Raw genomic sequence first — 24,757 nt, forward strand, 5'->3', positions numbered from 1 at the left:
TTTCGCAACGCGCCTCTCAAACGGTATCGACAATTGGGGTGATACGGTAATATATCAGTTCGAGCAAGATGTGATTTCCACCCGTTTTGCGATGATGTTTTAGCTGGCGAGGATTCCATGACCGAGACCAAGAAAACCGCCGATCAGCTGCGTAGCGCGCGCTGGTTTGCCCCCGACGATCTGCGCAGCTTTGGGCATCGGTCGCGGATGATGCAGATGGGTCTGGGCCCCGAAGATTGGGAGGGCCGCCCGGTGATCGGCATCCTGAACACTTGGTCCGAGATGAACCCCTGCCACCTTCATTTCCGCGACCGCGCGGAGGACGTGAAAAAGGGAATCGCGCAGGCCGGGGGGCTGGGATTGGAGATCCCGACGATCTCAATCGACGAGAGTTTCACCAAGCCGACTTCGATGCTCTATCGCAACATGATCGCGATGGAGACGGAAGAGACGATCCGCTCGCATCCGCTCGACGGGGTGGTGCTGATGGGCGGCTGTGATAAGTCCACCCCCGGTCTGACCATGGGCGCGATCAGCGCAGGCGTGCCGTTTATCTTCCTGCCCGCAGGGCCGATGCTGCGCGGGAATTACGCGGGGCGGGCGCTTGGCTCTGGCTCCGATGCGTGGAAGTTCTGGGATGAGCGCCGCGCGGGCACGATTTCGGCCGAGGAATGGGTCGGCGTCGAGGGCGGCATTGCGCGGTCTTACGGTCATTGCATGACAATGGGCACGGCTTCGACCATGACCGCGATTGCGGAGGCGATGGGGCTGACGCTGCCGGGGGCGACCTCGATCCCCGCAGCGGACGCGGGCCACAAACGGATGAGCGCCTCTTGCGGGCGGCGCATCGTTGATATGGTTTGGGAGGACCTGACGCCTGACAAAATTATCACCCCGGCAGCTGTGCAAAACGCGGCGACGGTGGCGATGGCGACGGGCTGTTCGACGAATGCGGTGGTGCACCTGCTTGCGATGGCACGCCGCGCAGGCGTGGCGCTGGAGCTGAACGATCTGGATGCTCTGGGCCGCACCACACCGCTCATCGCCAACATTCGTCCCCTCGGCAGCAGCGAATACCTGATGGAAGATTTCTACTTCGCAGGCGGGTTGCGGGCGCTGATGGATCAACTGGGGGATAAGCTGGACCGTGCGGCGATCACCTGCACCGGCAAACCCTTGGAAGAAGGGATCGCGGGCGCGCCTGTCTATAATGACGACGTGATCCGGCCCCTTTCGAACCCGGTCTATAAGGAAGGCTCGCTTGCCGTGCTCAAGGGCAATCTTTGCCCCAATGGCGCGGTTATCAAACCGGCGGCTTGCGATCCGAAGTTCCACCGCCATGAAGGCCCGGCACTGGTCTTTGACAGCTACCCCGAGATGAAGGCCGCAATTGATGACGAGAACCTCGACGTGACGCCGGACCATGTGCTGGTGCTGCGCAACGCGGGGCCGCAGGGCGGGCCGGGGATGCCCGAATGGGGCATGTTGCCGATGCCGAAAGCGCTGTTGAAACAGGGGCACCGGGACATGCTGCGGATCTCGGATGCGCGGATGTCGGGCACGTCTTACGGCGCTTGCATCCTCCATGTCGCGCCTGAATCTTTCGTCGGTGGGCCACTGGCGCTGCTGAAGACAGGAGACATCGTGCGCATGGATCTTGAGGCGCGAACCCTCGACATGCTGGTGGATGAGGACGAACTCGCCGCCCGCCGCGCCGCGTGGCAAGCGCCGGAGCCGCGGTTTGAGCGGGGATGGGGCTATATGTTCCAGCGCCATGTGGGGCAGGCCGATCAGGGCTGTGACTTTGACTATCTCACCGCGGCCTTCGGGCAAGCGGCGGGCGAGCCGGATATTTTCTGAGGGGTATGTCCATGACACATGATCTATCTAAAGCGCTCACCGGCATCTCGGGCATCCTTGTCACACCCTATGACGATGCTGGAGAGATTGCGCCGCGCAAGCTGGTCCCGATTATCGACCGCGCGCTCGCCGCCGGGGTGCATATCCCGGTGGTGAACGGCAACACCGGCGAATATTACGCGCTGACCAATGATGAGGCCTGCACCATGGTGCGCGAGGTGGCGCAGATGGTCGACGGGCGCGCGCCGCTACTGGCAGGCGTCGGGCGCGGCATTCGGGATGCTTGTGCGCTGGCCAAGGCGAGTGCCGAGGCGGGCGCGGATGCGCTGATGATCCACCAACCGCCTGATCCCTTCGTCTCCCCCCGTGGCACGGTCGATTATGTGCGCGCGGTGCGCGATGCCTCGGGTGGGCTGCCGGTGATGCTGTACCTGCGCAATGATGCGATGGGGCCTGAGGGCATCGCGCGGCTTTGCGAGGTCGAGGGGGTGAAGGGGGTCAAATGGGCCACGCCGAACCCTTTGAACCTTGCCCGCGCGATTGAGGCGGCGCCGGATGATATCGTTTGGGTTGGCGGTTTGGCCGAGGTTTGGGCGCCTCCGCTTTATGCTGTGGGGGCGCGGGGCTTTACCTCGGGCCTTATCAACGTCTGGCCCGAGCGGTCTGTCGCCATTCACGCGGCACTCGACGCGGGCGACTATGAGGAAGCGAACCGCTTGATCGCAGGGATGCGCGCCTTTGAAGACATCCGGGCCGAAGAGCAGAACGGCACCAATGTCACCGGCGTCAAAGCGGCGCTGATGGCCATCGGACAGGACTGCGGCGCCACGCGGCCGCCCTCTGCATGGCCCCTGACGGAGAAGCAGCAGGCAGTGCTGGAGCAATTCGTGAAAGACAATCAACTGAAGGGAGAGGCGACATGAGCCCCGAACTACGCGAGAAACTTCAAGCAGTCTCGGTCGCGACGCTGGCCACGGCGCTCTACAAGCGCGGGCTGCGCAATCAGGTGGTGCAGGGGGTCGGCCCGGTCGCGGCCAAGGGGCGCAATATGGTCGGTCCCGCCTTTACCCTGCGCTATATGCCCGCGCGCGAAGACCGCAACCAGTTGGTCGAATTCCGCAACCCCGAGCACCCGCAGCGCGTCGCGATTGAGACCTGCCCCGAGGGTCATGTGCTGGTGATGGACAGCCGCAAAGACGCGCGCGCCGCGAGTGCTGGGGATATCTTGATCACCCGACTGATGATGCGCGGCGCGGCAGGGGTGGTGACCGATGGTGGGCTGCGCGATGCGGCGAGCATTGGCGCGCTGGAGATGCCCGCCTACCACGCGCGGCCTTCAAGCCCCACGAACCTGACCCTGCATGAGGCGATTGAGATCAACTGCCCCGTCGGCTGCGGCGATGCGCCGGTTTTTCCCGGTGATATCGTGGTGGGCGACGACGACTGCGTGATCATCATCCCGGCAGATATCGCCGAAGAGGTGGCGGATGAGGCGGTAGAGATGACCGCCTATGAGGATTTCGTCGTCGAAGAGGTCAAAGGCGGCGCGGGGATCATCGGGCTTTATCCGGGCACCAAGCAAGAAAACCTCGATAAATTCGCGGAATGGCGCAAGGCCAACAACCGCTGAGTCAGGGCTTTTCCGGGGTGAAATACTCCGGGAAAGCCGCCCGTTTCTCGGTCATCCGGTCAACGGTGCGTTGCAGGTGTTGGCGCAGCGCCTCCATCGCGGCGGGCGCATCACCCGCCTCAATCCCGTCAAGGATCCGGCTGTGGCCCCCAATCACATCCTTGTTGTTCAGAATGCGCCCCGCCTCGTCGATGTCGTCCAGATGCAGGCGGCGCAGACGCTCCAAATGGCCCGCGTGGCTGCGCATGATGCGCTGGCTTTGCACATGGCCCGCCGCCACAAAGAGGGTCTGGTGGAATACTTCGTCCAGCTCCTGAAAGGTGGGCACATCGCCGGGCTGGTCCGAGATACTGCTTTGCAGGGCGACGATGCTGCGCAGGCGGGTGAGGGCTTCGGGCGCGATGTGGGCCGCCAAACGGCGTACGACTTCGGTCTCTAGCGCGATGCGCATGAACTGCGCTTCCCGGATCGCGGACATGTCGATCGGCGTCACCAAAGTGCGCGACTGCGGGTAGATCTTGACCAGCCCCTCTTTGGCAAGCTGTTGCAGCGCATCGCGCAGGGGGGTCAGGCTGACCCCATGAGTCTCGGCCAATTCCGCGCGCAAAAGCGGGGTGCCGGGCGGCAGCTCGAGCCGGACAATCTGATCACGCAGCGTGGCATAGACCCCGCGCCCGGTGGGGCCGCCCTCAAACAGACCCAAGTCAGCCCCGCCGCCCAAAATGCTTTTGGCGAGGGTCTGTGCGCTCTGTGCCGCGGATCTGTTCGATGAGGTCATGTGGGCTCTTCCATAGCTATTCAATCTAATATATCAGTTAATGACATCTTACCGAAGCGGTTTTTTCGACACCCTGGGGGGAGCATCCAATGGACAGCCAGACCATGCAAGAGGACAGACGCGCAAAGGTGATGCTGCTGTCACCGACCGATAACGTGGTCGTGGCGACCTCGGCGGTGCCCCAAGGCGCGGTATTGCCGCAAGACGGGCTGCGTGCCAACCACGATACGCCCCAAGGTCACAAGATTGCGATCCGCCCGATCCAACGCGGTGCCCCGATCCTGAAATTCGACACAGTCATCGGCTATGCGGCAGAGGATATCGCCGCGGGGGACTGGCTGCACAGCCACAACATCAAGTTCGACGCGGTCGACAAAGATTATGCCTTTGCCCGCGACTATACGCCGACCGACCTGCTCCCCCCCGAAGAGCGCGCCCAGTTCATGGGCATCCGCCGCGCGAATGGCCGCGTTGGCACCCGGAACTACATCGGGCTTTTCGTGACCGTGAATTGCTCCGCCACCGTGGCGCGTAAGATCGCCAACTACTTCGACGAAGAGCGGATAGAGGCATGGGAGAACGTCGACGGTGTGATCCCCTTCATCCATGAATCCGGCTGCGGGATGGAACTGACGGGCGAGCCGATGGACCTGCTGCGCCGCACGTTGTCGGGCTATATCCGCCACCCAAACCTTGCCGGGGCCGTGGTCCTGTCACTGGGTTGCGAGCGCAACAATCTGGCGCAGTTCTTTGAGGAGGAAGGGCTGGCCGAGGGCAAGATGCTGCGCACCATTACCATGCAGCACGTCGGTGGTACGGCCCGCGCGATTGCCAAGGGTAAGGACGCGGTGCGCGAGATGTTGGATCAAGCCAATGCCGTGCGGCGCGAACCCTGTTCGGCGGAACACATCACCATCGGCATGCAATGCGGCGGGTCGGACGGGCTCTCAGGTCTGTCGGCCAACCCCGGCCTTGGGGTGGCGGCGGATATTCTGGTGCGCAACGGCGGCACGGCGATCCTGTCGGAAACGCCGGAGATTTTCGGCGTCGAACACCTGCTGACCCGGCGCGCGCGCAGCGAAGAGGTGGGCCGCAAACTGGTCGAACGCATGGACTGGTGGCTGGAGCATACTACGGGCCGCGACACGCAAATCAACGGCGTGGTCAGCCCCGGCAATCAGGCGGGCGGTCTGGCGAATGTGCTGGAAAAATCGCTCGGCGGGGCCAAGAAAAGCGGCAGCACTGGGTTGATGGAAGTCTACCGTTATGCCGAACCCGTGACGCAAAAGGGGCTGGTCTTCATGGATACGCCCGGCTTCGATCCCGTCTCGGCCACCGGGCAGATCGCGGGGGGTGCGAACCTGATCTGCTTTACCACCGGGCGCGGGTCTTGCTTTGGCTCCTATCCCTCGCCAACGATCAAACTCGCCTCCAACACGCCGATGTTTACCAAGATGCGGGACGATATGGACATCAACTGCGGCACGGTCATCGACGGCGAGCAGAGCCTAGAGGAATTGGGTCAAGCGATCTTCGAGCGTATCCTCGCCATCGCCTCGGGCGAGCAGAGCAAATCCGAAGCGCTTGGCGTGGGCGAAGAGGAATTCGCGCCTTGGCCGATTGGGGTCACGGGGTAACAGATGTCGAAGGGGAGAGCGCAGATGAAACCGAACTATGTAAAACTGGTCGAGGATACGCCGCTGCCGCGCATGGCGCTCTGCCGTCAGACCTTTGCCGCGACCCGCATCGACGACCCGCGCGCCGCCGTGGCAGAGGCGATGCAGGCCGATTGCGCAGGTAGGATCAAACCGGGCATGTCCATCGCCATCACCGCAGGCAGCCGCGGGCTGGCGAACCTGCCGGAACTGCTGGCCGCCATCGTGGCCGAGGTCCGCGCGCGCGGGGCGCATCCCTTCGTCGTGCCCGCCATGGGCAGCCACGGGGGCGCCACGGCAGAGGGGCAGACCGCGTTGCTGGCGAAACTGGGCGTGACCGAGGAAAGCCTTGGCTGCGAAATCCGCTCGTCGATGGAGACCGATGAGATCGGCGTGCTCGACAACGGCATGTCGGTGCGGATGGACCGCCACGCCAATGCCGCCGATGGGATCATCCTGTTCAATCGGATCAAGCCGCATACTTCCTTCCGCGCGCCGAACGAAAGCGGGCTGGCCAAGATGCTCTCGATCGGGTTGGGCAAGCAATCGGGGGCCGAGACCTGCCATTCGCGCGGCATTGATAACGTCGGCATCTTTGTCGCCAAAATGGCGCGGATGAAGTTGGAGCGCTGCAAGGTGCTTTTCGGCATCGGCACGATTGAGAATGCATACGATGGGCTCTCGCAGGTCGTGGCACTCGACAGTGACGGGATGTTGGAGGCCGAAGCGCCCTATCTGCAAGAGGCGATGCGCAACATGCCCCGTCTGCCGCTGGGGCCGCTGGATGCGCCTTCGGCTTCGGGCGATCTGGATGTGCTGGTGGTCGATGAGATCGGCAAGGAGTTTTCCGGCACCGGGATGGATCCGAATATTACCCATCGGTTCTCGAGTGAGAAGATGCAGGTCCACCTGCATATCTCGCGGCTGGTGGCGCTTGGCCTCTCGCCGCTCAGCAACGGCAACGGCAATGGCGCGGCGCGGGCGGATGTGATCACGCAGCGGTTGGAGCAGGATTTCGACCGAGAGGCGGTATACGCCAATGCCATCACCTCGCAGGTGTTGAAACAGTCGAAGATCCCCATGGTCATGCCCTGCGACCGCACGGCGATTCAAACGGCGGTCAAGACCTGCGGGGCCGAGGATATCACCAAGGTCCGGCTGCTGCGCATCCCCAATACGCTGAAACTTGAGTATCTCTATGCCTCCGAGGCGATGCTGCCGGAACTGCGCGACCGTCCGGGGGTAGAGGTGGTCGGTGATGTGCAAGAGATGCAGTTTGACGCAGGCCTGCTGCGCAATCCTTGGCCGGAGGGGCATTGATGTTAGGCCAAGGGCTTCATCTGCACCTCGACCCGGTGGGCGGCGCGGCGGGCGATATGTTCATCGCGGCGATGCTGCATGCTTTCCCCGATTTAGCTGAGCGTGTGCTGACCGATGTGGCCGCCGTATTGCCTGCCGAGGTGGGCCATGCGGAACTGACCGAACACGTTGCCTCGGGCATCACCGCGCGGCAGTTTAAATTGGTGCTGACAGCTCCCGACGCAGGAACCCGGCATGGGGCAGAGACGACCTACCGCGCCATGCGCGAGTTGCTGGAAAACGCGCCGCTGTCAGACGGCACGGCAAAGTCCGCCTGCGCCATTCTGCACCGGATCGCAGAGGCCGAAGCACAGGTGCATGACATCCCCATCGACCGGGTGCATTTTCATGAGATCGCCGACTGGGACGCGCTGATGGATGTGACCGCCGCAGGCAGCATCTGTGCGGCACTGGCGGGGGCAACAGTGTCGCTCGGGCCGCTACCGCTTGGCGGCGGGTTGGTTGAAACGGCGCATGGTAAACTACCTGTGCCTGCCCCCGCGACCGCGCTGATCCTGCAAGGCTACGACTGGCACGACGATGGCGTGCCGGGCGAACGTGTAACCCCCACGGGTGCTGCGATCCTTGCGCATGTGACCGGTGGCAGTCCGTCGGCGCGCCGCCCACCGGGTCGGCTGCGCTGCACCGGGTCAGGGGCCGGGACGCGGGTGATGAAGGGATTGCCGAATATTTTGCGGGTCAGTGTTTTTGACACGGTGTCAGGGGGCATACAGCAGGACAGCTTGGTGCAACTTGCCTGCGACATCGACGATATGACCGGCGAAGAACTGGGTGCGGCCGTGGACCGTCTGCGCGCGACGGCAGGCGTGGTTGATCTTCTGACACTCGCCGGGCAGGGCAAGAAATCACGGCCCGTGACACGTCTGGAGCTTTTGGTTGCGCCGCAGGCAGCAGAAGTGATCGCGGCGCGGGTGTTTGATCTGACCTCAACGCTTGGTCTGCGTAGGTCGGTGGTAGATCGGTTAATCCTGCCCCGTGAGAGTGAGGATGGTGCCAAGCCGCGCCGCAAACGCGCGCAACGGCCGGGAGGGCATCAGACCATCAAAGTCGAGAGCGATGATCTGGCAGATGTCGACACCTTGCATGAGCGTCGAAAACGCGCCCGCGCGGTAGAAGGGTAATATACCGACGTCCAGTGATCTGTCTTGCTTATCACCCGGCCCCATGTGAAAACGCCTAAAGCCGTTTCAGGGGGCCGCATGGAAAAGCCACTCACCGCCTCGCTGCGCCAGTATGAGGTCTTTGTCGCCATTGCAGAGACGCTGCATTTCGGCCAAGCGGCGGCGCATTTGGGCGTGGCGCAGCCTGCGCTGACCCAACAACTGAAACACCTCGAAACTGCTTTTGATGGCGCATTGCTTTTTGATCGGAACCGCCGCCGGGTCACGCTGACCGAGTTTGGGCGCGCGCTTTTGCCCGAAGCCCGCGCACTTTTGCAGCAGGCCCGGCGGGTCGAGGCCGTGGCCGAGGCGGCGCGCACGGGCCAGCGGGGGCGGATCGAACTGGCCTATGTCGGCTCGGCTTCCTATGCGGGGATCCTGGGGCGGCTATTGCGGGAACTGCGCGCAGGTGCGGCGGGGGTGAATCTTATCCTGCGCGAGTTAGACATGGACCTGCAGATTGCTGAGATCGTGGCAGGCAGGCTTGACGCGGGTTTTGTGCGTTTGCCACTTTCCGGTGTCCCTGAAACATTGCTGACCCGCACCGTGCATACCGAGGATATCTTGCTGGCCGTGCCGCCGGACCACCGTCTTGCCAGGGTGCCATCGGTCGCCATGGCAACGCTGCGCGAAGAAAACTTTATCTTCAGCCACCTTGGCCCTGACATGGGGTTCGCCGCCTGCGCCTATCAGCTCTGCGCCGACGCCGGTTTCGCGCCCCGTGTGGCGCATCGCGCGCCACAGTTTACGGCCATTGTGAATTTCGTCTCGGCGGGTCTGGGCGTCGCCTTTGTCCCCACTTCCGCCGCGCGGATGAAGGACGCGGGCGTGTCGTTCCTCCCGATTAAAGACGCAAAGGTGCAAAGCCGGATCGGGCTGGCTTATCTGCGCGACCCGAGTAATCCTGTTCTGCGCAGGCTACTCGACACCATAGAGCCCGAAAGCTGACTACCCGACCGCCGTACCGCCGCAGACGAAAACCGTCTGCCCGGTAATAAAACCGCTTCGCGCATCGGCGAAAAAGGAAACCGCCTGCGCCACATCTTCGGGGGCGCCCATGCGGCCCACGGGCACCGCATCGACGATCGCGCGGGTTTCGGCAGCGTCCTTGGGGTTGTTCTCCCAAAATGCTGTCGTGGCGATGGGACCGGGGGCGACGCAGTTGACGGTGATCCCATCACGCGCCAGTTCCAACGCCCACGTGCGCGCCATGGATTGGATTGCACCCTTGCTGGCGGAATAGAGCGTCCGGTCAATTTTGCCCTTGGTGACGCGGCTGGTGTTCATCACGATCCGCCCCGCTCCGGCTGCGCGCATTCCCGGCACCAAAAGCTTTGCCGCCACTATGCTGGGGCGCAGGTTCAGGTGCATGATACGGTCAAAGTCATCAATCTCTACCGCGTCGAAAGATGCAGGTTTTACGATGCCAACGTTGTTGACCAAACAGGTGACCGGCCCGTTTTCCAGAACGTTTTCCAAGGCCGCTGTTGTGGCTGCGGGGTCTGACAAGTCCAGCTGCTGCGCATCCACCCGCAGCGTGGGTTCCTCTGGCTCTGCGATGTCGAGCACAAAGACCCGCCAACCGTCCTCTTGCAACCTGCGCGCGATGCCAAGGCCGATGTTACGGGCGCCGCCAGTGACAACCGCGTGGCGTGAAGGCGAGGTTTGGGGCACGGGGGTTATCCTTTCAACGATCTGCTGTTTACTTATCACCACCACCTAGTGATAAGTAAACAGCAGATATCCGGGAGGGGATAGCATGGCGGAACGCATCATCATTGTGGGCGCCGGAACGATGGGTCAATCCATCGGCAGGCTTTTCGCCAACCATGGCTGGGCAGTGCATGCGGTCGACCCGACCAATGCCACGCGAGAAACGTTTTTGGCCACGGTCTTGGACGCGACTGCAAGCGCGGATCTGGAGGGGGCAGGGCGCGCGGATATTGCTTTGGAATGCGTGCCGGAAAACCTTGCCCTTAAGCAAAAGGTCTTCGCAACATTAGAGAGCGTCGTACCCAAGGGCGCGCCGATCCTCTCCAATACCTCGGGTCTCACGCTCGAAGACATGTCCGCCCAGATGGTGCATCCCGAACGCGCCATAATCACGCATTTCTTTAACCCCGGCGACGTGATCCCAGCGGTTGAGGTCGTGGCCGCAAAGGATGCCCCCGTAGGGCTCTGCGATGATGTCATGACGCTGCTGCGGAAGTTGGAGCGGCGGCCCGTGCGGCTTGACCATGCACCGCCCGGTTTTGTGGCCAACCGCATTCAACATGCGATCATGCGGGAATGTCTGCATCTGGTAGACGAAGGCGTGGCCAGCCCTGCTGAGATTGATGAGATTGTGCAGTGGTCTGTCGGGGTGCGTATGGCGCTTTCCGGGCCGTTTCGACAGCGCGATATGAATGGCTTGGGCACGCATCTCAGCATCGCTGAATACCTATATCCCGATCTTTGTGACCGCCACGATCCATCACCCACCCTCGCTAGCCTCGTCGCGCAGGGGCGTCTTGGCAAACGCAGCGGCAATGGGTTTTATGATTGGCCAACAGACGCGGGCGAAGGGGCCACCGATGCGGCGTTGCAGCGTATTATCGCTCTGGCACGCGACAGCGCTGGTTAAGTATATTTCAAGTAATCGAGGACAACCATGACCGATAACCCAGCAATCATCTGCGTGGCCATCACCGGGTCGCTTCCCACAAAGGCCGACAATCCCGCAGTGCCGATTGACATCACCGAACAGATCGAAAGCACGCAGGCCGCGTTTGAGGCTGGAGCGACGATCTGCCATGCCCATGTGCGCACCGCCGATGGCACACCCACCGCAGACCCTGACCGCTCTGCCCGGCTGCAAGAAGGGCTGCACAAACATTGCCCCGGCATGATCGTGCAATTCTCAACGGGCGGGCGATCGGGCGCGGGCAAGAACCGGGGCGGGATGCTGCCGCTGCGCCCGGATATGGCCTCGCTTTCCGTGGGATCGAACAACTTTCCCAACCGCGTTTACGAGAATCCGCCAGAGCTTGTCGACTGGTTGGCAGGGGAAATGAAGACCTACAGTGTTCTGCCCGAGATCGAAGTTTTCGATCTAAGCCATATCCTTCAGGCCAAGGCGATGGCGGACGCGGGCGCGATCCCGGCGCGGCCCTATATTCAGTTTGTCATGGGCGTGAAAAACGCCATGCCTGCGGATCGTGAGGTTTTTGATTTCTACATTCAGACGGTCAAACGGTTGTTTGGCGATATCCCATGGTGTGCTGCCGGGATCGGACGCCATCAGGCAGAGTTGAACGCATGGAGTGCAGCGGCAGGTGGGCATCTGCGCACTGGTCTCGAGGATAATATCCGCATGGATAAAGACACACTCGCGCCATCGAATGCAGCGCTTGTCACCCGCGCGGCAGAGATCTGTGCTGAGGCAGGCCGCCCCGTTGCCACAGCACAGCAGGCCCGCGAAATTTTAGGGCTTGGCTAAGCCCGCTTTGGAATCGCTCTTTCTTAAAGGAAACTGAATTGAAGAAACTGATATTAGCCTTCACCCTTTTCGCCAGCCCGCTCGCGGCGCATGAGGGCGCGCATGTGCATCCCCATGGCAATGATCCCTATTGGTCGGTGGCGCTGTTGTCGCTGGCGATCGTGATCCTTGCCGCCGCGGTGCTGCGGCGCAAGTAACTGCAGGGGACGTCCCTTCGACTTCCCTTGCATCTTTTCCCTGTAGGGCAGAGGTTGCATTCGACCTAGACCATTGCACTGCCAAAGGATCGTCGAATGATTGTCAGGGACCAGCCAAGCGCGCTGAAGCTGTTCTTTGTCCTGCAGGGCTCTATCGTGCCGAATATCATCGGGCGGATCATCGGCGTGGCCGTGCTGACCGCCGTAGTTTTGCTGGTGGATCAACATCTCGTCGAACTGCCCCATGTCTCCATCGCAGCGATGGGGATTTTCGGCGTTGCGCTGTCGCTCTTCTTGGGTTTTCGCAACAATGCCGCCTATGACCGCTGGTGGGAGGCGCGCACGCTTTGGGGGGCGATGATTGCCGATTTACGTACCCTCGGGCGCGATCTGGCGATCTTTGTAGGGCGTGGCGAGGACCGGGCCGAGATCCTATCGCTTGGGGTGGCATTTGCCCATTTGCACCGGGGGGTTCTGCGCGATGCCGATGTGCAAGCGCAGATCACCGACTGGGTTGGCGAGAACCAAGCCAAAGCGCTGCTGGCCCGGACAAATCCCGCCGATGCTGCTCTGCGCGCCATGGCAGAGCGGATCAGCCAGCTTGCAGCGCAGGATGGGCTGAATGGTTTTGGACAGATGAGGCTTTCAGAAACGCTGGCCGCCCTTGCTGCCGCGCAGGCGGGGTGTGAACGCATTCTCACCACGCCCTTGCCCTTCGTCTATTCACTGATGGTGCGGCGCACGACCTATCTCTATTGCTGGCTGTTGCCCTTCGCGCTGATCGAGGCAACGAATTGGTTCGCGCCGATCTTTGCGGCAATTGTGGCTTATGTCTTTTTCGGCCTTCAGGCTGTCACCAACGAATTGGAGCTGCCCTTTCGCAATGCGCATAACGGCCTGCCGCTGGATGCCATGTGCCGGATCATCGAAGTCTCAGCCGCCGAGGCGTTGGACCGCGCGCCGCCGCCACTGCTGTCACCCCGCGATCATGTGCTGACCTAGCCCTCGCTTAGCCGCCAAAACCGCGCGATCCACCGGAACGGCCAAAGCCCCCCCGCGATGCGGCGGTGGCGCGGGTCATCGGCGTTTTGCCAACCGTGGTGGTGGGCCGTGCGAACTGCGAAGTGCTAAGTTTTGCCGCGCCGCTATTTGCCGAATAGGTGCTGGACCGCGCGGCGTTGGTAAAGCGGCCATCGGAGGTTTTATAAAGCGGCTGTGCTGCCGACATACCTGCACGATTGCTCATCATATTGCCGATCAAATACCCAGCCAGCAGCGGCATGAAGATCCCGCCCGATCCGCCTTGGGTCGCCGCTTCTTCTGATCCACAGGCGTCAGCGCCATGCTGTTCTTCGCAAACCTCAAGGCTGTCATAGCGCGGCGCGGATTCCACATGGAGGGTCTGGGCCTCATCAAAGGCGGTTTCGCATTGTTGCTGGGTGTACATGCCCCCGCTTGAGGCATCCGCGAGGCAGCTTTGTAGGTCAGGGAAGGCGGCGGCGTCGACCTTTTCTTCCTCGCATCCTGCAAGGGTAAAGGCGGCGGCGCCGAGGATGGCGATGGAAACCCGTTTCGAGCGTTTGGTCATGATGGTCGTCTTTCTGCCAAGGGGCTGCGGGGCGAATGTTTATGCAAAAATGTAGTGCGGTTTGAAGCGGGACAAATCTTGGGTGATGCGCGAGCGGTCTTCGCGGATGCCAATGCCGGCACAGGTCTCGCCGACAATCCAAGACCCAATCACAGGGCGAAACCCGTCAAACGTGGGCAGCGGGGCGTAGGCTTGGACGATACGGGGATGTTCGGCGTAGTCGGTGTTTTTCGACTGTTCGATCACCTTGCCCGATTGGTAGATCGCCACCGACGCCCCCTCGCGCGAGAGGATCGGCTTGCGCACATGCGCATCGGCCAAATCCGCGGCGGCGCGGTCAAAGGCCTCGGCGCAGCCGGGGGCAGCAGGGCCACGACCGGAAAGCGCCTCGGCCACATCCACCTCGAAGAACGCGGGCAGCAGATTGGGATGGCCCTCGAACATCTGCCAAAGCACGGGCAGCAGCCCTTTGTTAGACAGAAGCGCCTTCCACGCAGGCTCCAGAAACAGGCAGCCCGACCCGGCGATATGTGCCGCATAGTCGTCCCGCAGCAGGTCCTCCCACGGATAGAGCTTGAACAACACCGCGATGCGGCGGTCTTGATCGTCTAGGAATTGACCGTCCTCGCTTAGCGCGATCTTGTCGAGGTCGCAGTAATGCGCGCCAAGCCCCGCCTCCCGTGCGGCCCAACCCATCGCTTCGACGGTGCCGTAATCTTCGGGGTTGTCGGCGACAGCGGTGAAATGCAGGTCGCTGTCCGGCTCGAACACATCGGCAAAACGGGCAACCAGCGCTTCGTGGATGCCGTTGAACTGGTCCGTACCCTCAGGCAGAATGCCTGCCTTCAACTGATCCTCAAGCCATTGCCACTGAAACGCCGCGCTTTCGTAAAGGGAGGTCGGAGTGTCGGCGTTATACTCCAACAGTTTGGCGGGGCGTTGACCATCATACGCCAGATCAAAGCGGCCGTAGATCTCAGGATCACCCCGGCGCCAACTCTCGGCCACGAGATCGCGATGCGCCTCCGGAATGGCAAGGCGCGCCATCAACTCTTCGCTGGCAATGATCTCAGCCACGGCTTCGCGGCACATACCGTGCAACTCGGTCGAGGGGTCTTCGATGTCGTTCTCGATCTGCTCAAGCGACAAGGCATAGGCCGAGGTTTCGTCCCAATAGGGCTCCCCGTGCATATCGGCAAAGGTAAAGCCGACCTCTTTCGCATGAGCGCGCCAATCGGGCCTTTCGGGCAATGTAATCTTTTGCAACGCTCTGTTTCCCCCGGTTTTCAATTTGCTTGTAGTCGTCTTTGCCGGTGGCAGCCAGAGGGGGATCCGGTAGCGCGCGCCCGGCCGAGACTGCGCCGCTTGTAATGCACATTATGTAATATGAGGTCAGTCGATCCTGGTCTACAAAAGGTCTCCTGCGCGAGGCGCGACACTTCCCTCCGCTTGCCGCCAACGTCCACCGACCTACCTGCGATCTAGCCGATAACCGGGAGCCGCCTCCCGCTCTCATTTAGCCAAAGGAATTTGTCATGGAAACGAACCTGACCATTAATGGCACACAACAGCACTTGAACCTCGACCCTCGGACCACGCTGCTGGATGCTTTGCGCCACCATCTTGGATTGACCGGCAGCAAAAAGGGCTGCGATCACGGGCAATGCGGCGCTTGTACAGTCATGGTAAACGGCCGCCGGATCAACGCCTGCCTGACGTTGGCCTGTATGCACGATGGGGATGAGGTGACCACCATCGAAGGCCTCGGTCAGCCCGGAAACCTTAGCCCGCTGCAAGAAGCCTTCGTCAGCGAAGACGGTTTTCAATGCGGCTATTGCACACCCGGTCAAATTTGCTCGGCCACGGCGATGCTGGAAGAGATCTCCAACGGTTGGCCTAGCCATGTGACCGATGATCTGGACGGCAAAGCAAAGCTCACTGCGGAGGAAATTTCAGAACGGATGAGCGGCAACCTCTGCCGGTGCTCTGCCTATCCCAACATCGTTGAGGCGATCCGCAAAGCTGCAGGGGAAAATGCATGAGACATTTTGATTATACCCGGGCCGAAAGCGCTGAAGGCGCTGCACGTCAGGCGGCCAGCGGTGGCACCTTCATTGCTGGTGGCACAAATCTGCTGGACCTGATGAAGCTAGAAGTCATGGCGCCGAAAGCGCTGATTGACATCAACCGCTTGGACCTGAACGAAATCGAAGAGACGGATGACGGCGGGCTGCGCATTGGTGCATTGGTCACCAACAGTGATCTGGCCAATGATGCCCGCATTCGCAAAGGTTGGCCCGTGCTCAGCCGGGCGCTGTTGGCTGGCGCGAGCGGACAGTTGCGCAACAAAGCCACCACGGGCGGCAACCTGCTGCAACGCACCCGCTGCCTCTATTTCTATGACCGCGCTATGCCCTGCAACAAACGTGAGCCGGGCACGGGCTGTTCTGCGATAGATGGGGTCAACCGCATTCTGGCGGTTCTGGGCACATCGGAACACTGCATCGCCACGCATCCCAGCGACATGGCCGTTGCCATGCGCGCCCTCGGGGCCGAGGTGGAAACGCTGAAAGACGACGGCAGCACACGCCGTCTGACATTGGATGATCTTTACCTGCTGCCCGGCAACCGGCCTGATCAAGAGACCGTGCTAGAACAGGGCGAGTTGATCACCGCCGTGGTGCTGCCTGCACCTGTTGATGCAAAACAAACCTACCGCAAAGTGCGCGACCGTGCGTCCTATGCCTTTGCCTTGGTTTCAGTTGCTGGCCTCGTGAAAGTGGAGAACGGTAAAATCGCCCGCGCTGATCTGGCCTTTGGTGGGCTGGCCCCGAAACCTTGGCGGAACGCCGAGGTCGAAGACCTGCTGACGGGAGCGGCCCCTTCCAAAGACCTGTTCAACAAAGCCGCTGACCTGCTTCTTGCCGAGGCCAAAGGCTTTGGTGCGAACGACTTCAAAATCCCCCTTGCCCGCCGCACGCTGGTGTCGGTGCTGAACGAACTCACTGAGGAGGCACAGCAATGACCGAGCAATTTAAAATGGACGCCCCTGCCACCGCTCGCAGATTGGATGACATGGCGCAGGGTCTTGTCGGTGCGCCGCTCGACCGCCCCGAGGGGCCGTTGAAAGTGACCGGCACAGCGACCTATGCCAATGAATGGCAGGTTGAGGGCGTGGTGCATGGCGTCATGGTCCGCGCGCCGGGCAACAGCGGGCGCGTAGTGTTGGCGAACCGCGATGCCGTGGCAAAGATGCCGGGCGTGTTGGCGGTGATCCAAGACGACCGCCTACTGCGCAACCCCGCGCAGGGCACCGCAAACAAAGCCCCTATTCAAGGGCCGCATCACGCCGCCTACCTCGGCCAATTGATCGCTGTCGTGGTCGCCGAAGGGTTTGAGCAGGCCCGTCACGCCGCGCAATCGCTTCAGGTGCAGCTTGAGAATGGGGAGGTCATGCCCGTTGATCCTGCCACCGCGGCGGTCGAGCCGCAGGAGGGAAAAACGCTGGATCAGGGTGACCTGGAAGGCGCGATGAATGAGGCTGCATTTACCGTAGATGCGACCTATAACACACCGTCGCATTCCAGTTCGCCGATGGAGCCACATGCGTCCATCGCCTCATGGGACGGTGATGACCTGACCCTGCGCGGCAGCTACCAAATGCTGAAATACAACCGAAATGAGCTTTCGGATGCGCTTGGCATTCACCCAGATCGGCTGCGCATACTGTCGCCCTATGTTGGTGGTGGGTTCGGCTCAAAACTCGGGATCACGCCCGAAGCGGTTGCGGCTGCTATTGCCGCCAAAGAGGTGGGCCGCCCCGTCTCGGTCGCGTTGCAGCGCCCGCAGGTCTATGAGGCAACGATGCGCCGGTCGGAAACCACGCAGCGGGTGCGCCTTGCCGCCGATGCCGAAGGGCGCCTGATGGGCCTTGGTCACGACGCGCGCGTGTCGAACCTGCCCGGAGAAACATTCGCCGAGCCGGTGCTTCAAGCATCGCATTTCCTCTATTCAGGGGCCAACCGGAAAATGTCGATGGAGCTGGCACGGGTGCACCGCCTCTGTGCAGGGTCCGTCCGCGCGCCAGGCGAGGCGGTTGGCGTGACCGTGCTCGAGGGGGCGATGGATGAATTGGCTGTCAAGATTGGCATGGACCCGGTCGAGCTTCGCCGCCGCAACATCCCCGAGAAAGACCCTGAAAGCGGTAAGGAGTTTTCATCCCGCCGCTTCCGCGAAGCCCTCGACAGCGGGGCAGAAACCTTCGGCTGGGACGAGCGCCCCGGCGTTAAGGAACGGCGCGAAGGGGAATGGCTGATCGGCTACGGCATGGCCTCGGCGGCACGGATCAACGTGCTGATGGAAAGCCAAGCGCGCGTGACACTCATGCCCGAAGGCCGCGTGCGGGTTGAAACGGATATGACCGACATCGGCACCGGCACCTATGCGATCCTCGGTCAAATCGCGGGCGACATGCTGGGTCTGCCGCGCGATGCCGTGGATGTGGTGCTGGGCGATACCACCCTGCCCCCGGCCTCCGGCTCGGGCGGGTCTTGGGGGGCGTCATCAAGCGGCACCTCAGTCTATTTGGCATGCGAAGCGATCCGGCGGCAGTTGGCCGAGCGGCTGGAGGTCGACGAAAACGACCTTACCCTGAAGGATGGCTTGGCCACTTTCGACAACCAAACCCGTCCGTTGAGTGAGATCCTAAACGGCGATGAGATTGCCAAACTTGGTCATGTGCTGCCGGGTGATACCTCCGAAGCAGTCCGGCAAGCAACCTTTGGCGCCTATTTCGCTGAGGTTGCGGTTCACGCCGCCTCGGGCGAGACTCGGGTGCGGCGGATGCATGGCACCTTCGCTGCCGGGCGGATCTTGAATGCCAAAACGGCCCGGTCGCAATGTCTGGGCGGGATGACCTTTGGGATTGGCATCGCCCTGACCGAAGAGCTGTCGTTCGACCCACGCGACGGGCATGTGGCGAACCACAATCTTGCGGAATACCACATTCCGGTGAACGCCGATGTGCCGCAATTGACCGTGGATCTGCTGGAAGAGCGGGACGATTGGGCCAACCCGCTTCAGGCGAAAGGCATTGGCGAGCTGGGTATTTGCGGCGCGGCTGCGGCAATCACCAACGCCATTTACAACGCCACCGGCGTACGAGTGCGCGACTATCCTGCGACTTTGGATAAGGTGATTGCCGGGATGTGATCGACGAGGGGCGGCTTTCCTCGCCGCCCCTTATTCACTCAGCAAACGCGTAAGGCTGTGTGACGGCTTTCGGAAACCTCCGCGTCGATGATTTGCGGAGTACGTCTTCGTCACACGCGACGCGGGTGCGGACCTCATTTTCTTTGCTTGAACGCGCCGGACATCTGCCAACCCAGAGGTGTTAGCGGGCGGTTGTTAACTCGCGCTCTTGCATCGGGCCGGGGTGGATGCAGGCCACCTGATGCGGCCCCTGCCCCGGCTCTGGCACAACCTGCGCGCAATCGGCCTGCGCACGCGGGCAGCGACCCCGAAAAACGCAGCCCGAAGGCGGGCTCATTGGGGACGGCATATCACCGGTCATCGGCACAATCTTTTTGGCGCGTTCAGCCACCGGATCGGGGATCGGCACAGCAGAAAGCAGCGCCTGCGTGTAGGGGTGCTGCGGGTTGTCGTAGAGTTGCGCCTTGGGGGCCTTCTCCATAATGCGGCCCAGATAGAGCACCATTACCTGATCCGAGATGTTTTTCACCACGCTGAGGTCATGGGCGATAAAGATCATCGCCAGCCCCAGATCGCGTTGCAGTTCCTTCAGCAGCTCTATCACCTGCGCTTGGATCGACACATCGAGCGCCGACACCGGCTCATCACAAATGAGCAGCTTGGGCTCCACGATCAGCGCGCGGGCGATGCCGATGCGCTGGCACTGCCCGCCCGAAAACTCATGCGGGTAGCGGTTGATCATCTGCGGCAGCAGGCCGACCCGTTCCATTATCTGCGCCACGCGGGCACGGCGTTCCTTGGCGGAAATGTCGGGGCGGTGGGTCCGTAGCGGCTCGGCAATGATCTGGCCCAGCGTCATGCGGGGGTTGAGCGAGGCCAGCGGGTCTTGGAATACCATCTGGATCTCGGAGCGGTAGGGCTTCATCCGGCGCGGGCTGAGCGAGAGCAGATCCGTCTCGCCGCGCCACATCACCTGCCCCGTCGCCGGAACCATCTGGATCAACCCGCGCGCGAGAGTGGATTTGCCACAACCGGATTCACCGACCACGCCAAGTGTCTTGCCGGGCTCCAGATCGAAGCTGACCCCGTTGACCGCATGTAGGAAACGCGGCTTGGTCCAAGGCATGTCGCCTGCGCGGGTGATGGGGAAGCGTACGTGAAGATCGCGGACGGAAAGGAGCGGGCTCATGCGGTGACCTCCGCAATCGGGCGGTGGCAAGCACGGGCACGACCTTCGGCAAACGGCGCGAGCGGCGGCATCACGCGGCAGTCTTCAGCAGCGTAGGTGCAGCGCGGGCGGAAGGGGCATCCCTCGGGCGGGGCGGCCATGTTGGGCGGGTTGCCGGGGATCGCCTTCATCGTGGCGTCCTCGTCATCAACGCGCGGCACGGCAGCCAGCAGGCCACGGGTGTAGGGGTGGGTCGGTTGGGCAAAGAGCGGCTCGGTCGGGCCCTGCTCCATCACGCGGCCCCCATACATCACCAAAACGCGCTCGCAGAAGCCTGCGACGACGCCAAGGTCATGGGTAATGAGGATCGTGGCCATGCCAAAATCCTTTTGTAGATCGCCCAGCAGGCCCATGATCTGTGCCTGCACGGTCACATCAAGCGCGGTTGTCGGCTCATCCGCAATCAGCAGGTCGGGCTTGCACAAGAGCGACATCGCGATCATCACCCGCTGGCGCATCCCGCCGGAGAACTCGTGCGGGAAAAGACGAATACGCTCCTTAGCTGCGGGGATTTTTACTGCGTCCAACATCCGCACGGACTCCGCCAATGCGTCGCGTCTCGACATGCCTTTGTGCAGCGTCAGCACTTCGGTCATCTGGTCCGCGATGCGCATATAGGGGTTGAGCGAGGTCATCGGATCTTGAAAGATCATCGCGATCCGCTCGGCCCGGAGCTTGTTCAGCACCTTCGGCTTCGCGCCCAAAATCTCTTGTCCGTCAAACCTTACCGAGCCATCGGTGCGCCCATTCGGCGCGAGCAGTCCCATGACAGAAAAGGCGGTCTGGCTTTTGCCCGACCCGCTTTCGCCCACGATGCCAAGCGTCTCGCCCTTATCGATGGAGAGCGACAGGTCATTGACCGCATGCACGGGGCCGTCTTCGCCGTCGAAGGTGACAGAGAGATTGTCGATTTGCAGCAGGGACATCAGCGATCCTTGGGGTCGAGCGCGTCACGCAATCCGTCGCCGACGAAAAACAGCCCGAATAGCGTGAGACAGAAAAACAGCAGCGGGAAACCCAGCTGCCAAGTGGTGCCGTAGGCGATGGTCCCCGCCCCTTCGGAGATCAGCGCGCCGAGGGAAGTGAGCGGCTCTTGTACGCCAAGGCCGAGGAAAGAGATGAAGCTTTCCGTCAGGATCATCAGCGGGACCAGCAGCGTGGCATAAACGGCGATGACGCCCAGCAGGTTCGGCACGATATGGCGCAGGATGATGACGGGGGCCGAGACGCCCGTGGCGCGGGCGGCCTCGACGAACTCCCGGCCTTTGATTGTCAGGGTCTGGCCGCGCACGATGCGGGCCATCTCCATCCAAGAGATCAGGCCGATGCCGGCGAAAAGGATCGTGATCGAACGGCCATACATCACCAGCAGCAGGATCAGCACGAACATATAAGGCACGGCCATAAAGATATCGACGAGGCGCATCATAATGCCGTCCGTGCGCCCGCCTGCGTAGCCCGCCACCGCGCCGTAAAGCGTGCCGACGATACAAGCGATCAGCGCGCCGACGAGGCCCACGGCGAGACTGATCTGCGTGCCCTGAATGGTCCGCGCAAAAAGGTCACGCCCCAGATCGTCGGTGCCGAAGTAGTGGCCGCTTTCAATCGACGGCCCGCCCAGCTCAACAATCTGGCCCATGACGTTATAGTCGAGCTCCTCGTTCGACCACTGCGCGAAATAGCCGCCAAAAAGCGCAAAGGCCACGACGAAGCCCAGGATCACCAGGCCCATTAACGCTGCCTTGTTGCGGAAGAACCGCCGCCTCGCATCGGCCCAGGGGGAGCGCCCCTTGCCCATAATCGCGCCCGCTTCGACGGTCTGTTCTGATGTCATCACCATGTCAGTACCGGATCTTGGGGTCGATCCACCCGTAAAGGATGTCGACCACGAGGTTGAAGAAGATCGTCAGCGCGCCTACGAGGATCGTAACCCCCATCATCACCGCATAGTCGCGGTTGAGCGCTGAATCGACGAAGGCTTTGCCGATGCCCCCGGTGGAGAAATAGATATCGACCACCACCGAGCCGGTAATCATCGCCACGAAAGCCGGACCGAGGTAGGAAATAACGGGCAGCATTGCGGGCTTCAGCGCATGGCGCAGGATCACCCGGCGTTCGGGCAGCCCCTTGGCGCGGGCCGTGCGGATGTGGTTAGAGGTTAACACCTCAAGCATCGATGAACGGGTGATACGCGCGATCGACGCCATAAAGGAGGTCGACAGCGCGATCACCGGCATGATCCAATACTCCGGCCCTTGCCAGCCGCCGCCGGGCAACCAGCCGAGCCAGAGTGTGAAGACCAGCACCAAAATCGGGGCCATAACGAAATTCGGCAGCACTTGCGCGCCGATAGAGACACCCACCGCCACATAATCCAGCAGCGAGTTGTGCCGCACCGCAGCGGCCACACCAAGGCTGACGCCTACAATCACCGCCACGGCAAAGGACAACAGCCCATAGGTGAGCGTGATCGGGAACCCTTGAGCGATGATCTCGTTCACCGAACGGTCCTTGTAGACAAAGCTCGGCCCGAAATCGAAGTCAGAAACAATGCCCCACACATAGCTGCCGATCTGCTTCCACAGTGGATCATCCAACCCGTATTTCACATTGAGGTTCGCCAGCACCTGCGGCGGCAACTCACGCTCTGAGGTGAACGGCCCGCCGGGCGCGGAGTGCATCAGCAGGAAGGAAATCACAATCAACACCAGAAGTGTCGGGATCGCGATTGCAAGGCGCTTGAGGATGTAACTGAGCAAGGGGCGCGCGCTCCGGAGACGGGGTTTGGGGGGTGTAAATAGAATTGGGCAACCCCGCATAACCGCAGGGCTGCCCGGATGTCGATAGGTTACTCGGCGACGCGGTAGAGGTCTTTGCCGTACCACGTGTTGTTGACATTATTCTCGGGCAGACCTTCGATGTCTTCCGCGATCATGTCGACGTTGGCGTAGTGGTAGATCGGAATGATCGGCATTTCCTCGGCCAGAATGCTCTCTGCCTCTTTATACAGCGGCTGCGGATCTTCGGCGGTTTTGCTGTCTTTCATGAGCTTGTCATAAGCGTCGTTGTAGAACTCGCCATTGTTGTGGCCCGAATAGGAGGTCAGCAGGTCGAGGTAGGTCGACGCCTCGTTGTAATCTCCGCACCACGCATAGCGCGCCATGTCGTAGTCTTGGTTTTGCATGCGGTCGGTGTGGATCTTCCACTCGTAGTTATCCAGCGTCACGTTCACGTTGATCTGCTTGAGCATCTGCGACGCGGCGATAGCGATCTTTTTGTGATCTTCCGAGGTGTTGTACTGCAGTGTCAGATCCAGCGGCTTGTCGGGGCCATAGCCCGCTTCGGCCATCAACTCTTTAGCCTTTTCAACGCGCTGCGCCTGATCCATGTTGTCGGCCCAGTCCAGCTCGGGCCGCTCGAAATCGGCAATCGCCCAGTGGGTCCAGTTGTAGGACGGCTTTTGCCCGCCTTGCAGGATACGGTCGACGATGATGTCGCGGTCGATCGTATAGGCCAGCGCCTTGCGCACGCGCGCGTCTTTCAACGCTTCGGGCCCCTTCTCGCCTACGTTCAGCATGTAGATGTAGGAACAGTTATAGGGGGTCGAGACGGCCTGCTCGGGGTATTCTTCTTTCAGGCGCGGGTATTGACCGGCGGGGATGTCGACACGGTCCAATTCGCCCGCCAGATAGCGCGTCAGCGCTTGGTTTACATCGTTGATGGTCAGGGCGGTGATCTTCTCCATCACCACGTTTTCGGCGTCCCAATAGGTGTCGCTCTTCTCCATCACAACGCGCTCGCCCAACTGATGCTCAACCAATTTATAGGCACCGTTGCCGACCAAGGTGCCCGCGTCGGTCCAGTCATCGCCATGCTCTTCAACAGCACTCTGCAACACGGGGAAGGTCGAGCCATGCACCAACATCTGCGGGAAGTAGGGCAGCGGCGTGGTGATCTTGACCTCAAGCGTGTGATCGTCGACAGCACGAATGCCCAGCTCTTCGGGGGATGTGTTGCCTGCGATGATCTCAGGCGCGTTTTCGACCTGCATCAGCTCCATGTACCACGCATATTCCGACGCCGTGGCCGGGTCTGCCAGACGGCGCCAAGAGTAGACGAAATCATTCGCCGTTACCGGATCGCCGTTCGACCATTTCGCATCGTCGCGCAGGTTGAAGGTGTAGGTTGTGCCGTCTTCGGAAACCTCGTGATCCAGCGCCACGCCGGGCACCAATTCGCCATTGCCGTCTTCGTTATAGAGCCCCTCAAAGAGGTTGCGCAGCACGTCAGAGCCTTCGACATCGGTGTTGATCTGCGGGTCCATCGACTTGATCGCGTCGAGCAGCCAGAAAGTATAGTTTTGATCTTCGGCAAGGCTCACGCCTTCGGGCACATCGGCGGCTTGTGCTTGAAACGCAATGCTGAGTGCCAGCGCAGAGCAGGCAAGTGTGGTGCGAATTTTCATGGTGACTCTCCGTTGTTTGAAAGTTCGTGTTTTGATTGAAAAATAATCAATCGAAAACGGGACGCACATGCAAGACGTTGCCTCGCGTAAGGCAATGACGGCGGCTTAGCGCCGAGGAAGACCCTTG

23 protein-coding genes are annotated in these 24,757 nt (G+C 61.5%); 14 read left to right on the top strand and 9 right to left on the bottom strand.

Annotated features, from left to right (window positions below):
- Positions 1-117 precede the first annotated feature (117 nt).
- The 3 genes from araD to WNY61_RS14215 are packed head-to-tail and all read left to right on the top strand — an operon-like array spanning position 118 to position 3,490.
- Positions 118-1,860: an L-arabinonate dehydratase gene (gene araD / locus WNY61_RS14205; RefSeq protein ID WP_342852068.1), complete on the top strand. Its 1,743-nt coding sequence runs from the start codon at positions 118-120 to the stop codon at positions 1,858-1,860.
- 11 nt (positions 1,861-1,871) lie between these two features.
- Complete coding sequence (locus tag WNY61_RS14210) at positions 1,872-2,783, top strand: dihydrodipicolinate synthase family protein (RefSeq protein WP_342852069.1); 912 nt, start codon at positions 1,872-1,874, stop codon at positions 2,781-2,783.
- The gene (locus WNY61_RS14215; RefSeq protein ID WP_342852070.1) at positions 2,780-3,490 is read left to right on the top strand and encodes a ribonuclease activity regulator RraA; all 711 of its coding nucleotides are present in this window, start codon (positions 2,780-2,782) and stop codon (positions 3,488-3,490) included. Before WNY61_RS14210 ends, WNY61_RS14215 begins: the two co-directional genes overlap by 4 nt.
- 1 nt (position 3,491) lies before the next feature.
- On the opposite strand, the gene WNY61_RS14220 is transcribed toward WNY61_RS14215, so the two are convergent.
- Entirely contained in the window at positions 3,492-4,268 is a 777-nt protein-coding gene (locus WNY61_RS14220) for a GntR family transcriptional regulator (RefSeq protein WP_342852071.1), read from the bottom strand.
- A gap of 89 nt (positions 4,269-4,357) precedes the next feature.
- On the opposite strand from WNY61_RS14220, the gene WNY61_RS14225 reads away from it, so the two are divergent.
- From WNY61_RS14225 to WNY61_RS14240, 4 genes are all read left to right on the top strand, one after another.
- Entirely contained in the window at positions 4,358-5,905 is a 1,548-nt protein-coding gene (locus tag WNY61_RS14225; protein WP_342852072.1) for an altronate dehydratase family protein, read from the top strand.
- Positions 5,906-5,929: 24 nt separating this feature from the next.
- A complete protein-coding gene (locus tag WNY61_RS14230) occupies positions 5,930-7,243 on the top strand; it encodes a lactate racemase domain-containing protein (protein ID WP_342852073.1) in 1,314 nt (437 codons plus the stop codon).
- Positions 7,243-8,424: a LarC family nickel insertion protein gene (locus WNY61_RS14235; protein ID WP_342852074.1), complete on the top strand. Its 1,182-nt coding sequence runs from the start codon at positions 7,243-7,245 to the stop codon at positions 8,422-8,424. Before WNY61_RS14230 ends, WNY61_RS14235 begins: the two co-directional genes overlap by 1 nt.
- Before the next feature lie 78 nt (positions 8,425-8,502).
- Entirely contained in the window at positions 8,503-9,411 is a 909-nt protein-coding gene (locus WNY61_RS14240) for a LysR family transcriptional regulator (protein WP_342852075.1), read from the top strand.
- Here the strand turns inward: WNY61_RS14240 and WNY61_RS14245 are convergent, their stop codons facing one another.
- Positions 9,412-10,137, bottom strand: coding sequence for an SDR family oxidoreductase (locus WNY61_RS14245; protein ID WP_342852076.1), 726 nt, complete (start codon positions 10,135-10,137; stop codon positions 9,412-9,414).
- Between the two features lie 85 nt (positions 10,138-10,222).
- Here WNY61_RS14245 and WNY61_RS14250 point away from each other — a divergent pair, with 85 nt between their 5' ends.
- The 4 genes from WNY61_RS14250 (at position 10,223) to WNY61_RS14265 (ending at position 13,140) form a co-directional block, all read left to right on the top strand.
- Positions 10,223-11,086, top strand: a complete 864-nt coding sequence (locus WNY61_RS14250) for a 3-hydroxyacyl-CoA dehydrogenase NAD-binding domain-containing protein (RefSeq protein ID WP_342852077.1) — start codon at positions 10,223-10,225, stop codon at positions 11,084-11,086.
- Positions 11,087-11,113: 27 nt separating this feature from the next.
- Complete coding sequence (locus WNY61_RS14255) at positions 11,114-11,941, top strand: 3-keto-5-aminohexanoate cleavage protein (protein ID WP_342852078.1); 828 nt, start codon at positions 11,114-11,116, stop codon at positions 11,939-11,941.
- 38 nt (positions 11,942-11,979) lie between these two features.
- Positions 11,980-12,138: a peptidase M23 gene (locus tag WNY61_RS14260; protein WP_342852079.1), complete on the top strand. Its 159-nt coding sequence runs from the start codon at positions 11,980-11,982 to the stop codon at positions 12,136-12,138.
- A gap of 96 nt (positions 12,139-12,234) precedes the next feature.
- A complete protein-coding gene (locus WNY61_RS14265) occupies positions 12,235-13,140 on the top strand; it encodes a bestrophin family ion channel (RefSeq protein WP_342852080.1) in 906 nt (301 codons plus the stop codon).
- Positions 13,141-13,147: 7 nt separating this feature from the next.
- On the opposite strand, the gene WNY61_RS14270 is transcribed toward WNY61_RS14265, so the two are convergent.
- A complete protein-coding gene (locus WNY61_RS14270) occupies positions 13,148-13,726 on the bottom strand; it encodes a DUF1190 domain-containing protein (protein WP_342852081.1) in 579 nt (192 codons plus the stop codon).
- Between the two features lie 39 nt (positions 13,727-13,765).
- Positions 13,766-14,992 (bottom strand): glutathionylspermidine synthase family protein, encoded by a 1,227-nt coding sequence (locus tag WNY61_RS14275; protein WP_342852082.1) that lies wholly within the window; start codon positions 14,990-14,992, stop codon positions 13,766-13,768.
- Between the two features lie 269 nt (positions 14,993-15,261).
- On the opposite strand from WNY61_RS14275, the gene WNY61_RS14280 reads away from it, so the two are divergent.
- The 3 genes from WNY61_RS14280 to WNY61_RS14290 are packed head-to-tail and all read left to right on the top strand — an operon-like array spanning position 15,262 to position 18,937.
- Positions 15,262-15,768, top strand: a complete 507-nt coding sequence (locus WNY61_RS14280) for a 2Fe-2S iron-sulfur cluster-binding protein (RefSeq protein ID WP_342852083.1) — start codon at positions 15,262-15,264, stop codon at positions 15,766-15,768.
- Positions 15,765-16,751 carry a xanthine dehydrogenase family protein subunit M gene (locus tag WNY61_RS14285; protein ID WP_342852084.1) on the top strand — a complete coding sequence of 329 codons (987 nt, stop codon included), beginning with the start codon at positions 15,765-15,767 and terminating at the stop codon, positions 16,749-16,751. Before WNY61_RS14280 ends, WNY61_RS14285 begins: the two co-directional genes overlap by 4 nt.
- The gene (locus WNY61_RS14290) at positions 16,748-18,937 is read left to right on the top strand and encodes a xanthine dehydrogenase family protein molybdopterin-binding subunit (RefSeq protein WP_342852085.1); all 2,190 of its coding nucleotides are present in this window, start codon (positions 16,748-16,750) and stop codon (positions 18,935-18,937) included. The genes WNY61_RS14285 and WNY61_RS14290 overlap by 4 nt, the downstream gene beginning before the upstream one ends.
- 181 nt (positions 18,938-19,118) lie before the next feature.
- On the opposite strand, the gene WNY61_RS14295 is transcribed toward WNY61_RS14290, so the two are convergent.
- From WNY61_RS14295 to WNY61_RS14315, 5 genes are all read right to left on the bottom strand, one after another.
- Positions 19,119-20,126: an oligopeptide/dipeptide ABC transporter ATP-binding protein gene (locus WNY61_RS14295; protein ID WP_342852086.1), complete on the bottom strand. Its 1,008-nt coding sequence runs from the start codon at positions 20,124-20,126 to the stop codon at positions 19,119-19,121.
- Entirely contained in the window at positions 20,123-21,091 is a 969-nt protein-coding gene (locus WNY61_RS14300) for an oligopeptide/dipeptide ABC transporter ATP-binding protein (RefSeq protein ID WP_342852087.1), read from the bottom strand. The genes WNY61_RS14295 and WNY61_RS14300 overlap by 4 nt, the downstream gene beginning before the upstream one ends.
- A complete protein-coding gene (locus WNY61_RS14305; RefSeq protein ID WP_342852088.1) occupies positions 21,091-22,005 on the bottom strand; it encodes an ABC transporter permease subunit in 915 nt (304 codons plus the stop codon). The genes WNY61_RS14300 and WNY61_RS14305 overlap by 1 nt, the downstream gene beginning before the upstream one ends.
- Position 22,006: 1 nt before the next feature.
- Positions 22,007-22,924: an oligopeptide ABC transporter permease OppB gene (gene oppB / locus WNY61_RS14310; RefSeq protein ID WP_342852089.1), complete on the bottom strand. Its 918-nt coding sequence runs from the start codon at positions 22,922-22,924 to the stop codon at positions 22,007-22,009.
- A gap of 89 nt (positions 22,925-23,013) precedes the next feature.
- Positions 23,014-24,630 carry a peptide ABC transporter substrate-binding protein gene (locus WNY61_RS14315; RefSeq protein ID WP_342852090.1) on the bottom strand — a complete coding sequence of 539 codons (1,617 nt, stop codon included), beginning with the start codon at positions 24,628-24,630 and terminating at the stop codon, positions 23,014-23,016.
- Positions 24,631-24,757 lie beyond the last annotated feature (127 nt).

The organism is Sulfitobacter sp. AS92 (assembly GCF_038900015.1).
Lineage (GTDB): Bacteria > Pseudomonadota > Alphaproteobacteria > Rhodobacterales > Rhodobacteraceae > Sulfitobacter.

Bases quoted from the DNA above. Each gene is read 5' to 3' on its own strand.
- araD (WP_342852068.1), top strand. From the start codon at position 118: ATGACCGAGACCAAGAAAACCGCCGATCAGCTGCGTAGCGCGCGCTGG.
- WNY61_RS14210 (WP_342852069.1), top strand. From the start codon at position 1,872: ATGACACATGATCTATCTAAAGCGCTCACCGGCATCTCGGGCATCCTT.
- WNY61_RS14215 (WP_342852070.1), top strand. From the start codon at position 2,780: ATGAGCCCCGAACTACGCGAGAAACTTCAAGCAGTCTCGGTCGCGACG.
- WNY61_RS14220 (WP_342852071.1), bottom strand. From the start codon at position 4,268: ATGACCTCATCGAACAGATCCGCGGCACAGAGCGCACAGACCCTCGCC.
- WNY61_RS14225 (WP_342852072.1), top strand. From the start codon at position 4,358: ATGGACAGCCAGACCATGCAAGAGGACAGACGCGCAAAGGTGATGCTG.
- WNY61_RS14230 (WP_342852073.1), top strand. From the start codon at position 5,930: ATGAAACCGAACTATGTAAAACTGGTCGAGGATACGCCGCTGCCGCGC.
- WNY61_RS14235 (WP_342852074.1), top strand. From the start codon at position 7,243: ATGTTAGGCCAAGGGCTTCATCTGCACCTCGACCCGGTGGGCGGCGCG.
- WNY61_RS14240 (WP_342852075.1), top strand. From the start codon at position 8,503: ATGGAAAAGCCACTCACCGCCTCGCTGCGCCAGTATGAGGTCTTTGTC.
- WNY61_RS14250 (WP_342852077.1), top strand. From the start codon at position 10,223: ATGGCGGAACGCATCATCATTGTGGGCGCCGGAACGATGGGTCAATCC.
- WNY61_RS14255 (WP_342852078.1), top strand. From the start codon at position 11,114: ATGACCGATAACCCAGCAATCATCTGCGTGGCCATCACCGGGTCGCTT.
- WNY61_RS14265 (WP_342852080.1), top strand. From the start codon at position 12,235: ATGATTGTCAGGGACCAGCCAAGCGCGCTGAAGCTGTTCTTTGTCCTG.
- WNY61_RS14270 (WP_342852081.1), bottom strand. From the start codon at position 13,726: ATGACCAAACGCTCGAAACGGGTTTCCATCGCCATCCTCGGCGCCGCC.
- WNY61_RS14280 (WP_342852083.1), top strand. From the start codon at position 15,262: ATGGAAACGAACCTGACCATTAATGGCACACAACAGCACTTGAACCTC.
- WNY61_RS14285 (WP_342852084.1), top strand. From the start codon at position 15,765: ATGAGACATTTTGATTATACCCGGGCCGAAAGCGCTGAAGGCGCTGCA.
- WNY61_RS14290 (WP_342852085.1), top strand. From the start codon at position 16,748: ATGACCGAGCAATTTAAAATGGACGCCCCTGCCACCGCTCGCAGATTG.
- WNY61_RS14295 (WP_342852086.1), bottom strand. From the start codon at position 20,126: ATGAGCCCGCTCCTTTCCGTCCGCGATCTTCACGTACGCTTCCCCATC.
- WNY61_RS14300 (WP_342852087.1), bottom strand. From the start codon at position 21,091: ATGTCCCTGCTGCAAATCGACAATCTCTCTGTCACCTTCGACGGCGAA.
- WNY61_RS14305 (WP_342852088.1), bottom strand. From the start codon at position 22,005: ATGGTGATGACATCAGAACAGACCGTCGAAGCGGGCGCGATTATGGGC.
- WNY61_RS14315 (WP_342852090.1), bottom strand. From the start codon at position 24,630: ATGAAAATTCGCACCACACTTGCCTGCTCTGCGCTGGCACTCAGCATT.